The following is a 14,377-nucleotide window of genomic DNA, read 5'->3' as shown; positions in this document are numbered from 1 at the left end:
ATACTCGCTGCTAGCCTACTGTCGCCACTCGCCTCCTTTCATCAGCTGGAGTTTCGTCTCTTTATTATTGTAGTATTAGTGAAGAAGAGTTCATTCGAAGTTTCTCATGCTCATACTGGATTGAAATAATACTGGGACTCCTTGGTAAACAAATGAAATCGAACAATAAAATTTTTCAATCATGTGCGATAACCCTCTTCCCTAACTTTTTCGAACAGTTTGTCGAAACCAGCCTTATTCAAAAGGCTGTTCGCGAGCATCTTTTTCGCTTTTCGACCCTTAATCCGCGAGATTTTGCGCCACCGCCGCACCACCATGTTGATGATATCCCGTATGGTGGTGGCGCCGGCATGGTAATGAGGCCAGAACCCCTTGTTGCAGCGATTGAAGAGGCAAAGAAAAAACTTCATGGAGAAGGCATAGTCATTGCGCCTAGTGCAGCCGGAAAGCCATTCACACAACAAAAGGCGAAGCAACTTGCCCAAAGCTCAGGGCTCATTTTCCTCTGCGGTCGATACGAAGGTATTGATCAACGGGTTCTTGATCACTTCGTAGACGAAGAGATCTCTATTGGCGACTATGTGCTGATGGGCGGAGAAGTTCCTGTTATGGTCATACTTGAGGCCGTGCTGAGACTGCGCTCGGGAGTACTCGGCAATCCGAAATCACTCAACGATGAATCGCACTCAGAGCAAGGCTATCTTGAGGCTCCTCAGTATACCCGACCAGAAGATTTCCGGGGGCATACAGTCCCTGAAGTTCTGCGCTCTGGTGATCATCAAGCTATCTTACAATGGCGAAACGTAGAATCTCAAAAACGAAAGAAAGACAGGGAGGAGTAGTGGGACAACTTGCAGTTTGCCTTCTCCATGAAGGAATGATCGATAAAGCGGGAAATGAAGTAACGACTTCTCTTACACTCATTGACATTCATGATATCTCTCGCTCGGCGAAGACTTATGGACTTATTCATGCCTATATTGCTCATCCCTCTCTTGCTCTTCATCAACTGGCAATGCGGCTAACGTCCCACTGGAAGGAAGGCTATGGGTCTACGTACAATCCAGACCGAAAGTCTGCTCTCGACAACATGACGGCTCTCCACACGCTCGAAGAGATTATTGATGATCTAGAGAAACAAACAGGAAAAAAACCAATACTTGTAGCTACCTCAGCCAAGGGAGGGGGCGGCAGAACAAGTTATAGCCAACTCAAGCAGTCTCTTCACTCTGATGACAACGTATATCTTCTCATGCTGGGAACAGGATGGGGGATGGGTGATGCCCTTCTTGAGAGGGCAGAACTCTTCCTGGAACCCATTTACGGACCAGGAGACTACAACCACCTATCGGTACGTTCTGCATGCGCAATAATGCTTGACCGTCTCATGGGAATCTAGGCTCAATTCTACCATAAAACAGCTACTTATCCTCACCCCCCTTCGGTAAGCCGCAAACCAAAGCTACATAGCAGTCAAAAGAGCTCATAACTTTTCTACAACTTAATATGCGTAGAAGAGTGAAAAAGCGGGCTGTCTCGAAAGAAGTCAGATTTTTTCGAGGCAGTCCAGAAGTACAATATTACTAGAGGTCATTTTTTTGAGGTTATTTAAAGCATGCGCTTTAAGAGCAAACATGAGGTTTTCGATATACGCTGTTGTTCCTGCTCAAACACAGACAGAAAGATTGATGAAACAAAGCATTATGTGTGAGGTTCTCACTGAGGTTTCTTTATAGAGGTTTTCTGAAATTAAATTTCAAATTAGAGGTTATCAATGCAGCATATCATCAGATCTGTATGAGAGTGAGGCGTTGAGCACTTTGCGAAGAGTTCTCAACGCCTCACTCCTAAATCATCATTATATCACGACCTGGACTGCCGCTTTTTTCTTCGTTTACCGCAATACAAGCAACACAATCACCCCCAGCAGAATTCTATACCAACCGAAGGAAGCAAGTGAAAATTTCTTCAGAAATCCGATAAACGTTCGGATAGCAATTAATGCAACGACGAACGACACAACAAAACCCGTCGATAACTCAGTAAATGCCCCCTCTCCCAACGAACCCATATTTTTGTATAAATCAAATAGCGTAGCTGCAAACATCACAGGAACAGCAACAAGAAAAGAGAACTCAGCTGCTACGGTACGTTCAAGTCCAAGCCATATTCCACCAATAATGGTAGCACCAGAGCGTGAAATGCCAGGCCAGAGGGCTAGAGTCTGAAAACATCCTATGAGAAAACTCTGACGAAAAGAAATATCTTCAAGCGAGCTAACTGGACTTTTTAAAGTCTTTCTCTCAATTCCGATCAGAGCAACTCCTCCGACAATCAGTGCTATTGCCACCGGGATTGGTCTAAAGAGCATTCCCTTAATAATTGAATGAAGAAGGAACCCCAGGACAAATGCTGGCAAGCATGCAAGACAAAGCTTCGTGATACCCTGCCATCCTGAAAACCCTCCTGATGAATTAAATCGCAGAAGGTGCAAAAAACGATTGGGATAGAGAAATAGGACTGCAAGAATAGCTCCTAGCTGAATGAACACTTCGAACGTCTCCGCAGCTGGACCATGATACGTGAGTGCCTCTCCGAATAAAATAAGATGACCAGTACTTGAAACCGGAATAAATTCAGTTAATCCCTCAATAATTCCGAGGAGGATTGGTATTCCATACTCTCCACTACTATCCATGCCTCACTCCTCCTCCATCACTTTTATCCAAGACAAAGCATGATATACACCCCATAACCAATGAGCATCATTAGCCCAAGATGTCTTCCTATCGTTCGCTTGAGAAATAGCATCGGCAGAATAATGCCACATGATATCCACATATACGGCATATCAAAGGAAATAGCGTTCCTTACCACAGGAAGAGGTTGAATCAAGGCCGTGAATGAAATAACACACAATACATTAAAGATATTACTCCCTACTGCATTCCCAACCACTAAGTCAGGTTCTCCTCTTCGAGCAGCGAGCACTGTAGTTGCGAGCTCAGGCAGTGATGTCCCGAGGGCAACAAGCGTTACGCCGATTACAAGCTCCGACACACCAACCTTGCGAGCTATTGAAACTGCATTTTCAACGATAAGCTCTGCACCAATAATCAAACCAATCAGACCTACGAGAATAAGAAGAAGTGCACTCTTGGTCTTTGCTTCAGGCTTCTGCTCCAACTCTTCTTCTTGAAATTCCTCAATAACAGCTCGTTCAGAAGATGTTACTTCTAGATAATTCATGAAGAGATAGCTTATAAAACCGAAAACAAGAATGGCACCATCAGCACGAGAGATAACTCCATCGATAGAAACGATAAAAAAGATTCCTAATGCGATTAACATGATTGGATAATCTTTGTGAACAATGCTTCGGGCGACATCTACGGGAGCAATCAATGCGGTTAGTCCTATTACCACAAGAATGTTAAATATATTACTTCCTACAACATTTCCTACTGCTATATCGGCAGTCCCTTCAATAGCAGCTGCAACAGAAACAAAAAGCTCGGGCGCTGAAGTTCCAAAGGCAACAACAGTAAGACCTATAATTAAAGTAGAGACTCCTAATCGAGCGGCAATATTAGTGGCACCCTTAATGAGCGCATCAGCACCCGAAAGCAGTATGCCAACTCCACAACACAATAAGAGTATTTCAATGAACATCTTTCTTCCTTTCAGGAGCTCTTCTTCCCCTGAACACTAGCAGAACGTTCAGATAATCAAAATTCCCCTTATCATTAGCACCCCATTTTGGGCTATATTGCTCGGTATGAAACTTCGAATGCAATTACGAGAGATTATTTTTGGTACTCATACCAGGGCGGGAAGAGCTTTTGATATGGCTCTTATCTGGCTTATCTTACTCAGTGTGACTGTAGTGTGCTTTGATAGCGTGCAAAGCTACCACGATAGACATGGTGACTTACTGCTCCAGCTCGAGTGGTGTTTTACTATCATTTTTACGATTGAGTACTTACTTCGAATCTATTGCTCAAGACGACCTGCGCGTTATATGACCAGCTTTTTTGGCGTAGTCGATCTTCTTGCCATCATTCCCACCTATCTCAGTCTTTTTGCCCTGAATACACAATTCCTTATTGTTATACGAGCTCTACGTCTCATAAGAGTTTTTCGTGTTCTACAACTTGCTCAATTTATGGGAGAGGCATACTCACTGCGACAAGCGATAAATTCAAGCCGTCATAAAATTACGGTATTCCTCCTCGGTGTATTAATTACAACCATCGTTGCTGGCTCTATCATGTATATAATCGAGGGGGCATCTTCAGGATTTACCAGTATTCCACGGGGGATCTACTGGGCAATTGTAACTATTACAACGGTTGGATACGGCGATATCAGCCCGCAAACGCCTCTCGGGCAACTCATTTCTTCAATTCTGATGATTTGTGGTTACGGCATTCTTGCCGTTCCAACCGGCATTGTCAGTGCTCAACTTGCTCAAGGACAGAACATGTTGTTGACAGGACGATCTACGGGGGAAAATTGCATACTCTGCCTAAGCCAGGGTCATGACGAAGATGCACGATTCTGTAAAATCTGTGGTCGCGTCCTCTAGCGATTCACGGCATACATGAATTCAAGGTACACGTAGCAGCACACGAACGAAAACAGGGCAATCAAACAAACAGCGTAATCAAACAGGGCGCTTCAGCGTAATCAAACAGGGCGCTTCAGCGTAATTCAACAGGGCGCGCTAGAGGTAGAACGGTCCATTCGGAACATCCACGTTCTCTACCTCGCTAATCAGGGCGGCAAGAGCTGCATGATCGAATAAAGAGGCTCGCTCTGATGATGTGAATTGTGAATCTCTGATGGAACGCTTCGGATTGATGGTTAGCACCTTGCTCCCCGGACTGAATTCTCTGGGAATCGTGCGTTCACTGCGGTAGTGAGGTAGAGAGACGAGAGATGGAGACTTCCCATCTGAGGCCTTCCTCTTACGCGCGCGTTCTAAACGCCTGTATGTAATTATCTTGTCCTTATCCATACTCAGATAGTATCACCGAAATTTTCCTCCAAGGGAAGAGCTATCCCCTATCTTACTAAAATGACTTACTATGGAATGGAGGCAACTCCATCTTCTATAGCTCGCTCCTTTACTCGCTTGGCCACAATCTCACCAATTTCTCCTCTGAATACGCTCGGAATAATATAGCGTTCGTGGAGTTCTTCTGCAGTTACAGAATCAGCGATCGCTTCTGCGGCAGCTATCTTCATACCCTCTGTGATATCCGTTGCCTTCGCATGAAGTGCTCCTCGAAAGATTCCAGGAAAACAGAGTACGTTATTTACCTGATTCGGATAATCACTACGACCCGTTGCTATGACACGAGCAATATCCTCAATCTCTCCAGGCATTATTTCTGGAATTGGATTGGCTAAAGCAAAGACGATTGGGTCCTTTGCCATCCGTGATACATCATCGCGGGTAATCGCACCTGGTTTAGAAACACCGATAAATACGTCTGCCCCCTTCAATACATCTCCAACACTCCCCTTAAGATTTTCAGGATTCGTTAATTTAATAACTTCCTCTTTCACTGGATTCATTCGCTCCTTTCGCCCACGGTAAACCGCGCCGGCTCTATCACACGGAACTATATCCTTCACTCCTGCAGCTAATAACATTCGAGTACAGGCGACACCTCCCGCTCCAAATCCATTCACTACAACTCGAATCTCTGATAGCTTTTTACCTATAATCTTCAGAGCATTCATGAGACCCGCTAGAACGACAACGGCCGTTCCATGCTGATCGTCGTGAAAAACAGGAATGTTAAGTTCTGCTCGTAGACGATCCTCAATTTCAAAACATCGAGGAGCGGCAATATCCTCTAAATTGATACCACCAAAACTTGGAGCTATCGCTTTCACCGTCTGAATAATCTCTTCTGTATCTTGAGTAGCAAGGCAGATGGGAAAAGCGTCCACCCCAGCAAATTCTTTAAAGAGAACGGCCTTTCCCTCCATAACAGGAAGCGCTGCTTCAGGGCCAATATCTCCAAGGCCAAGTACGGCACTTCCATCTGTAACCACTGCAACGGTATTCTGCTTTATCGTATAGTCGTAGACATGCTCTCGCTTCTCAGCAATAGCAAGACATACTCGGGCAACTCCCGGAGTATAGGCCCTTGAGAGTTGATCGGTTGTTTTTAGCGCTACCCGTGAGTTCACAGAAAGTTTCCCCCCAAGATGTAAGTCAAAGGTATCATCCTTCCAATCGAGTAGCTCAATGCCATCAAATGTTTTTACCGCTGCAACGATTTCCTCAGCTTGTCGGTCACTCAGACAGTTGACCGTTACATCTCGAATCAGAAAATTTGAATCTCCATAAATGAGAGAGAGATCGCTCATCGATGCACCTCTCGATGCAACTTCTTGTACCACCTGCAGAAAACATCCTGGGCTATTACGAATCTTTATCTTTAAGGTAACGGAAAATCCAGCAGACGGCTTTTGATAGGGTGTAGTTTCCATATTATTGTTTCTCTAAGAGTCTTTTTTCTTGAACTCTATAATCCATGAAGTTCACATATGGAATCAAGATTTGGTGGTGCTCTTTTATCTGCTATAATAGAAAAAAGTCGAGAACTACGGAGCTTTCGCCATTCATGCCTCTGAAAAAGACTGTATCAGTCATAATACCGGCCAGAAATGAGGAGTCATTCCTTCCGCGGTGTATTGCTGCTCTGCAATCTGCATCCCAATTTGCAAATTGCAGCTTAGAGATCATAGTTGTTCTCAATCGATGCACGGATAAGACTGAAGAGATTGCAAACGAACTCGGCTGCATAACGGTTCGTTGCGATAAAAAGAACCTCTCTGCGATACGCAATGTGGGAGTTTCAAAAGCGAACTCGGAATGGATTGCCACTCTCGATGCTGACAGCATTGTCTGTCCTCATATATTTAAAAGCATCCATCAGGCTCTGGAAAATCCAAAGACCGTAGGCGGTGGTGTAATGATATATCCTAGTCGTTACTCCCCTGGTATCATTCTTACCGGGCTGCTCCTTCTGCCGATTGTCTTACGCTATGGCATTTCGGGAGGAATGTTTTTCTTTCGAAAGGACGACTTTCAACGTATCGGGGGGTTTGATGAGAATCTTGTTAGTATTGAAGATATTGACTTCGCAATCCGTTTGAAAGCACTGGGCAAAAGTGACAATAGAACATTTCGTACATTATGGAAGACATATATCACGACTTCGACTCGCAAATTCGACCACTTCGGGGACTGGTACTTTCTACTCCGTCCGCATCTTCTCTGGCGGCTATTCCGGGGGACCGACCGGGATGCGTCAAACATCATCTGGTATGACTTCAAACGATAGGACTTTCAAAATACACTGAACGAGCAAATTTTTCCTCAATTACTGCTACGCCATACCGAAGATAGGGCAGAGCTAAAATAAAGATGAAGTCCAGACGCGATACTTGGATGTGACAGCCTACAAAGGCTTTTTATCAGATATCCTTACTAATGCTCGCCTCTCCAAATCACTCGCCTCTGCGTTACGGTCTACCAGAGGCTTCTGAGGTGAACTCATTCTGATAAAGCTTTTCAACTAACGCTGAAAAATTCTTCATGACTACTGGACGCTTTACCTTGAACGTCGGGGTCAACATCCCATTTTCAACCGTAAAGTCCTCTGAAACTATCTCAAAGCGCTTAATCCTCTCATACTCAGCAAGTTGAGCATTACCTCGCTCCAACTCCTTCCAAAGAAGATCACGAACGGCTTGATTCTGTGCTAAAGATGCATTGTCTAAATCTGATATGCCTCGCTTTTTCGCCCAAGCAGATACTGCTGACATGTCTATGCTCAGTAAGGCGGTGATAAACGGTCGTCCATCGCCCACCAGAACTACCGCTGAAATAAACTCTGATTGCTTCATCAGTGCTTCAATATCTTCGGGTGCAATATTTTTCCCATACGAGGTGACGATGATATCCTTTTTTCTCCCTACTATTGATAGATAACCATCAGGCGCGACTTCACCAAGATCTCCAGTATGAAACCAGCCATCGGGATCCCATGCAGCCTGTGTTGCAGTTTCACGACCATAGTAGCCCTGAGTAATGTTTGGTCCCTTGTAGAGAATCTCCCCATCTTCTGCTATCCGCAGTTCAATATCATCAGCAATTACAGGACCTACCGTACCAATACGTTTCTCACCATATCGATTCACGTTACACGCTACACACGTTTCTGTTAACCCGTATCCTTCCAAGATCTCCATGCCCAGCATGTCAAAGAAGCGTGCAACATCAGGGTTTAGCTTGGCCCCGCCAGAGATGGAATAAAGAAAGTTCTTCCCAAACAACTGCGCTTTGACCTTCTTTCTCAGAAAGCCTGTTAGAGCATAGGCTACTTTTTGACCAAACGTAGGTTTCCCGAAATAAACACCACGAGCTGACCAAAGCATTAACGTTAAAAGCTTTCCAGAGACCCCTCCTGCCTTAGATTTTGCTATAACTCCAGATTGCATCTTCTCTAATAGTCGGGGAACAACGGGTACGACTTCAGCACTTAACTCACGAATATCTCTTGTTACTGACTCTGGATCAGCCTTGGATGAAAGTGGATCTTTAATAGCTGGGAAATAAAGCTCAGCAGGAGCAAGGAATCCGACATATCCCATGAGCTTGGCAAAGGCATGCGCGAGAGGCAAAAAGACCATTACGGTCGAGTCTACCTGTAACATTCCACATCCATATACTTGCCGAACGTTTGCAAGATGGTTTCCGTGCGTTTGGATTACGCCCTTTGGTGGACCTGTGGTTCCTGAGGTATACACCAAAGCAGCCATATCCGAGCGGGTAATATCCGAATAGGCAGCATCAAGAGATTCTGGCTCAGGTCCCGCTAAGACCTCACGAAGTGGCGTTACCAGTTGATGCTCCTCTACCGATTCAAAAGCAACAATTTTCTTTAGGCCGATCTGTACACTTGAAGCCTCCCTATCTTCTGTTGCTGGCACCCTCAGTGGTGCACTTAAAAGAACCTTTAACTTATCAACTTGCTCTTGATTCTCAACGAAAACAACAGAGGCTCCTGAATCAAAGAGAATATATCCAACGTCATCCGAGGGGATTGATTGATAAATTGAAACCACCACAGCTCCCAAAGTGTGGGCAGCCAGATCGCACTCCATCCATTCAGGACGAGAGGATGAAATAATTGCAATCTTATCACCACGAGCGACTCCGATGGACTTTAAAAATTGGGCTATTTTTTTTACCCGCACCTCCACCTCTCGAAACGTCCGTCTACAGCGCTTCCGAGGCTCTCCATTGCCATCCGTTGCGGCATCATATATCGCTTGTTGATACACTGGGGTATCTGGTGCTGATCGCGCGATAGAGTAGAATGCTTCCGCCAAAGAACCGAATGAATCTAAATCAGAAAAGTGAGTCATACTGGTAATTCTCTCACGATTATGGTGAGGGAGCTACTAGGAAGAGTGAGCAATTCTTGAAAATTTATAGCATGCGCTCTAAATCAATCTTCAAGCACAGCCGATGCGACCAGCTCTTCTGAAACATCATTTATATTTACAAGAGAGAGCTGAGGTCTACCGAGGCATAGGTAGATGGTTTTCGAACCTTTCCTGTACTATCTTTTCCGACGGCAAAAAAAGTCCCTCGAACTTCAAGGACTTCTACTGAGACTACACTCTCTGGCCAAGTGACCTCCTGGTTGAGGTGCCACTCTGCTTCACTTAAAATCCCTGCTCCCTGCTGCCATTCGTCCAATCTGACAAATTTCGATAGATTGTTATCACAAACAAGCTCAAAGGCCGATTCAAGTGGAATACCAAACTTGACCTTATTCCAAAACATCGTGTACGCCACATCCGCTAATCCATCAAGCATCTCCTCGCGATCTGGCCTCCCTCCATTTGCCTTATAGACAACATCATTCGGCTTTGTAATCGGTTGTCCATCGATATACGGAGTTACTCCCAAACCATGGATCACATACTCAAGAACTTCCGACAAAAGAAGCTGAGCTCCAAGCTCTCGGTCTGAGTCACTGCCTTCGTGAAACTCATCGCCACATACTTGTCCCGCTAAATGAAAAAATTGTTGAATTTTATCTGATTTCATTAGAGCACCCTTATCGCTGCTTTTCTTATGCCATTGGTTTAGCCTACTATCAAGGAAACGACAAGGATTGAGCGATGCAAAGAATAGATGGAAGAAAAATTGATGAATTACGCAAGGTAAGATTTGAACCGCACTTTGCACCGAATGCTGAAGGGTCGGTTCTCGTACACTGTGGCAACACAAAAGTACTGTGTACGGCTACACTAGAACACCGAACGCCAAAGTGGATGGCAGCCGAAGAGGGCACCGGAGGATGGATAACTGCAGAATATTCGATGCTTCCTCGATCAACGACAACACGGGTTCGCCGAGAACGAAATGGCGCTAAAGGCAGGACCCAAGAAATACAACGACTCATTGGCCGTTCGCTTAGAGCTTCAGTAAACCTTGAGCTCCTTGGGGGAAAAACAATCCTTATCGATTGTGATGTAATCCAAGCTGACGGCGGAACCCGCACTGCATCAATTACAGGTGGGTATATTGCTCTTCTACTTGCGCTTTTACCTGAAATAGAAAATGAAAGTATCTCAAAAGATGTCCTTCGTGCTCCAGTAGCAGCAATCTCAGCTGGAATAGTTGAAAACTCTCCTGTATTGGACCTCTGTTATGAAGAAGATGTCAGAGCTGAAGTTGACGCAAACTTTGTCCTCACTGGAGAAGGAAATATTGTAGAGGTTCAAGGGACAGCTGAAGGGAAAACGATCTCAAAGAAAGATTTTGATGAGCTCTTCTCTCTTGCTCATCAAGGCATTACACACTTAATCAACCTTCAAAAAGAAACATTAAAGCAATACGGACTCTGACCCACTCGTTAAGCGCTTAATGAGACGCGGATGATTTGAACGGCTCAAGAATGCTTACGACCTCAGCTGCCACTTGCTTGGTCATACTGAGCGCTCTTCTCTTCCTGTTTTTTGCTTTCTTTCTCAGTTTCCTCGCTTCAGCGCGCTTTCCAGCTCTTCTCAGCTTGCGGGCTTTTTTCTTGATTTTCTTGGAGCGTAAATGCTTCTTCTCTGCTTTTTGCAACTTCTGAGCCTGCTGCTCAAGTTGAGGCTTTAAGGCCTGTATTACTAGGAGTTGTTGCAATGGAGATTCACCAAGGAATGCAGCAGCGACTGGCTGTGGATTCAATATCCCATCAGAAATCAGTTGCTGAATTTTATCTTCTAATACACCGATCAGTAATTCGAGCAACTCCATCAGGATCAACTGAATCCCGCTCTCGAGACCTTCTCCAAGTCCAAATGAAGCAAGAATGCCTTCTGCGTCTGCGTGAGCTCCATCAAGCAATGCTTGAGCCTCTTCCTCAGTAAGCGCACCCCCTCCACCTGCACAACCTGTAGGAGGCTCTGGCTGCCAAAAGTTTATCTCACCTCCATTGCCCCGATTTGTCTCGGTAAAGCAAGTAGCAGCATCGTAAATTGACACCTGGTCATCTGAAGCCACCATGAAAAACGAAGAGCCATTCTCAGACTGTACGGCTCCGACCTGCTTACCAAATCCAACAGCCGGATCTGCTATGGTAATGGCTGTATTTAGATTTTCGTCGCTAAACGAGAAAAGCATCACATAGTTGCCTCCCGGAGCTCCTGCGATAACCTCAGGATAGAGGTCATAATTGAGGTTCCCGAGCGCAGCCACATCGTACCCGAACTGATGACCCGCTTCCTCTCGATAAAAGAGAAACGAGTCTATCAACTGACCATTCGAAGGATTATGTACCGCTGCAACGACCACACCACCTGCGGTTGGAGGCAATGTTGCTTGTGAGTACGTTGTACACGAGTTAACGGGGAGTACAGTTGAAGCATGTCCTTCTCCTGGTCCACCAGCTACACTCGTGAAGCCCATCATGAGTTCTCCTGTATCGTCATTGACTGTTTCTCCTGCTCCTGTTGCTGCAACGGAAAATCCGATCTGCTGCTCAGTTAGAGGATAAAAAACACTCGAATTTGGAACATTCAGAACCTGATTCGTCTGAAACTTTAGGTAGGTGACGATGCCCACATCATGTAAGTCTGGAACATGCTCATCGATACTTGCTCGTACGCCAACAACGGCAAACTTACTCTCGTGATCTATCGAAACATCCTCATAATAATGAAAGATGAGATCTCGCATAGGAGAATGTCCAGGGTGTGATGGGTAAATTTCTTGTAAAGCCTGACTGAGTTCTGGAATGGAAGGAAGGCCAAGTTTCTGATGTGGGAGACCAAAAAGAGTATTGGTATCATCAGCAACTCTTATTCCCCCCGCTACCATCGCTCCATCCGAGAGGATACAATTGCCCGCAGGCCACCAACAGGTCTCTCCATTCTGAAAAAAATAATTCTCCGTATATTCTTGACCATTCATGAGAAAACCAGTGTTTCCGGTGGAAACATAAAATCGTCCCTGCATCCCAAGGGCACTACACGTGGAGTTGTAGCTACATAAATAGTCATCATACCAATTATCCCATGCATAGCCCCCAGGCCTATAGACCCGTATCCAAGGAAAGGTAATCTGGGGCTGAGAACCTGCTAGATTATTATTTCTTTCATCGATAAAACCTTCGAGCGGTGCTAGATCTTGAAGGCTGAACTTATGAACGGTTCTCTGGCTTAAAGGCGATGAAAAGCTACTTCCGCTTCCATTCACTGCCTCGTATGAATGCAGCGAAATGCTGAGAGTCTCTCCATTTGTTGCAAAATGAGGAGTGCCCCCGAGAGGAAGTGGCATCTGTCCAACTAAAATTGGCTGTCCTGAGGCATCGAGTCGATAAGCATAAACAGTAAGTCCCTGACGGATTATTGCAGTTTGTCCTAAAAGTGTTGCCCCTCCGGTGATATCAGTATGAATTTGATTTGCTCCATGGGGTATTATTCCTACAGGCTCACAGCCTGCTGGATTTTCTTGCGCATGAAGCGAAGTGCACCACAGAAAGAGGCATATAAAAATGAATGATAATAATCTGTCTGGTGAATAGCTCTTCAAATCCCACCCCTAGTAAAAACCTCTGCGTACCTCACGGTACAGAAGCTCGACCTCTTTTCCCCAAAAGATGTAAAGTCTCAACTCCTCTACTAAGGGATATGAACGAAAAATGACGAGATGTTACAGATTATTTTGCCTGCAGAGATGGAGAAAGCGTGGGAGAGAGCCGTTGAAGGTGGAGCAAACCGTATTTGCCTACAGGAGTTGCTGTAATGCTCTTATAAACCCCTGATAATGTGAAGAATTTTTATAAGAATCGAAAAAGTGCCTTTAGTGCTTCCTCAAGATAGGCAGAAGAGGGGAATTCACGAGAACATTGAAAAACATGATCCGCTCCCTCAATGGGCTCAAATTCAGATTGCTCTCCCCATTCTGCAAGCTGCTGTCCACAAGACAGCGGTACTCTCACATCTTTTGTACCATGAATAATTTGAAGTGGCATGGAGAGCGATCGTACGTATCTTTCCACTCTATTCGGCTCTCTCTCCATATCTTCCAAAATCTCAAGCCCCAAGGCAGTCTCTATGCCTAATCGCTGTATCGGATAAGGGATATGCCCTAATTCTTCCCATATTCGTCGATGCTCTTCTGTTAATCCAAAACGAGATGGCTCAGTCCCTGAGGGCGCTGACCAAACACTCACTCGTTCAATGACATGACTTACCTGAGAATCTGAAGCCGCACCAAGGGCAGATACCCCTCCTCGACTATGGCCGATTACAATGATACTTTTTACCTCTCCGAAGACATGATCTTTCGATATTACATCAATGAGAGAAACCAACTCTTGTCGCTCATGTTCAAAGGTATTTCGCGAAAATCCTTCGGGATCCGTGAGTTGGCCGGTTGTCGCATCCATGCCATTTCGAGAAAAATCGGGAATTAGGCTCGAGATACCTCTTTCAGCAAGAAATTTGGCAATCTCAGGAAGAAATGCTAACCGGCGGTGAGCAGAGAATCCGTGACAGATAACTGCTACTTTTCCGCGATCTACCGCTTCAGGGGCTCGGTACCAATCCGATTTCAGAGCGATCCCATTACCAAGTTTAACGAGGATTTCCTTCATCGTACTCCCTTGAACACAAATAACTTCCTCATTTTACTGACAGTATGCACATTCAAAATATTTGAGTAGTAACATTTTTGCCTCTATATTCTTTAGTATATGAGTTCTTTCACTTTTTCGCGAATTGCATTCAGGTTCTTACGTTCTTGGCTATAAACAGGGAATCTCGTATGGCACTTCTCTCTAAA

At 45.0% G+C, this 14,377-nt stretch carries 13 protein-coding genes; 5 read left to right on the top strand and 8 right to left on the bottom strand.

Annotated features, from left to right (window positions below):
• Positions 1 to 152: 152 nt before the first annotated feature.
• Together trmD and EBR25_05680 are read left to right on the top strand one after the other, a co-directional pair.
• On the top strand, positions 153 to 842 hold the full coding sequence (trmD, locus tag EBR25_05685) for a tRNA (guanosine(37)-N1)-methyltransferase TrmD (protein NBW40486.1): 690 nt from the start codon (positions 153 to 155) through the stop codon (positions 840 to 842).
• Positions 794 to 1,399 (top strand): RNA methyltransferase, encoded by a 606-nt coding sequence (locus EBR25_05680; protein ID NBW40485.1) that lies wholly within the window; start codon positions 794 to 796, stop codon positions 1,397 to 1,399. The genes trmD and EBR25_05680 overlap by 49 nt, the downstream gene beginning before the upstream one ends.
• Before the next feature lie 495 nt (positions 1,400 to 1,894).
• On the opposite strand, the gene EBR25_05675 is transcribed toward EBR25_05680, so the two are convergent.
• Positions 1,895 to 2,698 (bottom strand): undecaprenyl-diphosphate phosphatase, encoded by an 804-nt coding sequence (locus tag EBR25_05675; protein NBW40484.1) that lies wholly within the window; start codon positions 2,696 to 2,698, stop codon positions 1,895 to 1,897.
• A 23-nt stretch (positions 2,699 to 2,721) separates the two neighbouring features.
• Complete coding sequence (locus EBR25_05670) at positions 2,722 to 3,672, bottom strand: sodium:calcium antiporter (GenBank protein ID NBW40483.1); 951 nt, start codon at positions 3,670 to 3,672, stop codon at positions 2,722 to 2,724.
• 106 nt (positions 3,673 to 3,778) lie between these two features.
• Between EBR25_05670 and EBR25_05665 the strand changes: the two genes are divergently transcribed.
• On the top strand, positions 3,779 to 4,588 hold the full coding sequence (locus tag EBR25_05665; GenBank protein NBW40482.1) for an ion transporter: 810 nt from the start codon (positions 3,779 to 3,781) through the stop codon (positions 4,586 to 4,588).
• A gap of 138 nt (positions 4,589 to 4,726) precedes the next feature.
• Here EBR25_05665 and EBR25_05660 read toward each other — a convergent pair whose 3' ends face one another.
• Together EBR25_05660 and EBR25_05655 are read right to left on the bottom strand one after the other, a co-directional pair.
• The gene (locus EBR25_05660; GenBank protein ID NBW40481.1) at positions 4,727 to 5,020 is read right to left on the bottom strand and encodes a hypothetical protein; all 294 of its coding nucleotides are present in this window, start codon (positions 5,018 to 5,020) and stop codon (positions 4,727 to 4,729) included.
• Between the two features lie 68 nt (positions 5,021 to 5,088).
• Positions 5,089 to 6,387 carry an NAD-dependent malic enzyme gene (locus tag EBR25_05655; protein NBW40480.1) on the bottom strand — a complete coding sequence of 433 codons (1,299 nt, stop codon included), beginning with the start codon at positions 6,385 to 6,387 and terminating at the stop codon, positions 5,089 to 5,091.
• Between the two features lie 167 nt (positions 6,388 to 6,554).
• On the opposite strand from EBR25_05655, the gene EBR25_05650 reads away from it, so the two are divergent.
• Complete coding sequence (locus EBR25_05650) at positions 6,555 to 7,367, top strand: glycosyltransferase (GenBank protein ID NBW40479.1); 813 nt, start codon at positions 6,555 to 6,557, stop codon at positions 7,365 to 7,367.
• A gap of 181 nt (positions 7,368 to 7,548) precedes the next feature.
• On the opposite strand, the gene EBR25_05645 is transcribed toward EBR25_05650, so the two are convergent.
• Entirely contained in the window at positions 7,549 to 9,456 is a 1,908-nt protein-coding gene (locus tag EBR25_05645; GenBank protein ID NBW40478.1) for a long-chain fatty acid--CoA ligase, read from the bottom strand.
• Between the two features lie 136 nt (positions 9,457 to 9,592).
• Positions 9,593 to 10,147, bottom strand: coding sequence for a hypothetical protein (locus tag EBR25_05640; GenBank protein NBW40477.1), 555 nt, complete (start codon positions 10,145 to 10,147; stop codon positions 9,593 to 9,595).
• 74 nt (positions 10,148 to 10,221) lie between these two features.
• Between EBR25_05640 and EBR25_05635 the strand changes: the two genes are divergently transcribed.
• Positions 10,222 to 10,950: a ribonuclease PH gene (locus EBR25_05635; protein NBW40476.1), complete on the top strand. Its 729-nt coding sequence runs from the start codon at positions 10,222 to 10,224 to the stop codon at positions 10,948 to 10,950.
• A gap of 16 nt (positions 10,951 to 10,966) precedes the next feature.
• On the opposite strand, the gene EBR25_05630 is transcribed toward EBR25_05635, so the two are convergent.
• Together EBR25_05630 and EBR25_05625 are read right to left on the bottom strand one after the other, a co-directional pair.
• On the bottom strand, positions 10,967 to 13,123 hold the full coding sequence (locus EBR25_05630) for a hypothetical protein (GenBank protein NBW40475.1): 2,157 nt from the start codon (positions 13,121 to 13,123) through the stop codon (positions 10,967 to 10,969).
• A gap of 247 nt (positions 13,124 to 13,370) precedes the next feature.
• On the bottom strand, positions 13,371 to 14,189 hold the full coding sequence (locus EBR25_05625; GenBank protein NBW40474.1) for an alpha/beta fold hydrolase: 819 nt from the start codon (positions 14,187 to 14,189) through the stop codon (positions 13,371 to 13,373).
• Between the last annotated feature and the right edge of the window lie 188 nt (positions 14,190 to 14,377).

The organism is bacterium (assembly GCA_009926305.1).
GTDB lineage: Bacteria > Bdellovibrionota_C > UBA2361 > UBA2361 > RFPC01 > RFPC01.
This window is presented reverse-complemented; position numbering and strand designations above follow the sequence as displayed.

Bases quoted from the DNA above. Each gene is read 5' to 3' on its own strand.
- trmD (NBW40486.1), top strand. From the start codon at position 153: ATGAAATCGAACAATAAAATTTTTCAATCATGTGCGATAACCCTCTTC.
- EBR25_05680 (NBW40485.1), top strand. From the start codon at position 794: ATGGCGAAACGTAGAATCTCAAAAACGAAAGAAAGACAGGGAGGAGTA.
- EBR25_05675 (NBW40484.1), bottom strand. From the start codon at position 2,698: ATGGATAGTAGTGGAGAGTATGGAATACCAATCCTCCTCGGAATTATT.
- EBR25_05670 (NBW40483.1), bottom strand. From the start codon at position 3,672: ATGTTCATTGAAATACTCTTATTGTGTTGTGGAGTTGGCATACTGCTT.
- EBR25_05665 (NBW40482.1), top strand. From the start codon at position 3,779: ATGAAACTTCGAATGCAATTACGAGAGATTATTTTTGGTACTCATACC.
- EBR25_05660 (NBW40481.1), bottom strand. From the start codon at position 5,020: ATGGATAAGGACAAGATAATTACATACAGGCGTTTAGAACGCGCGCGT.
- EBR25_05655 (NBW40480.1), bottom strand. From the start codon at position 6,387: ATGAGCGATCTCTCTCTCATTTATGGAGATTCAAATTTTCTGATTCGA.
- EBR25_05650 (NBW40479.1), top strand. From the start codon at position 6,555: ATGAAGTTCACATATGGAATCAAGATTTGGTGGTGCTCTTTTATCTGC.
- EBR25_05645 (NBW40478.1), bottom strand. From the start codon at position 9,456: ATGACTCACTTTTCTGATTTAGATTCATTCGGTTCTTTGGCGGAAGCA.
- EBR25_05640 (NBW40477.1), bottom strand. From the start codon at position 10,147: ATGAAATCAGATAAAATTCAACAATTTTTTCATTTAGCGGGACAAGTA.
- EBR25_05635 (NBW40476.1), top strand. From the start codon at position 10,222: ATGCAAAGAATAGATGGAAGAAAAATTGATGAATTACGCAAGGTAAGA.
- EBR25_05625 (NBW40474.1), bottom strand. From the start codon at position 14,189: ATGAAGGAAATCCTCGTTAAACTTGGTAATGGGATCGCTCTGAAATCG.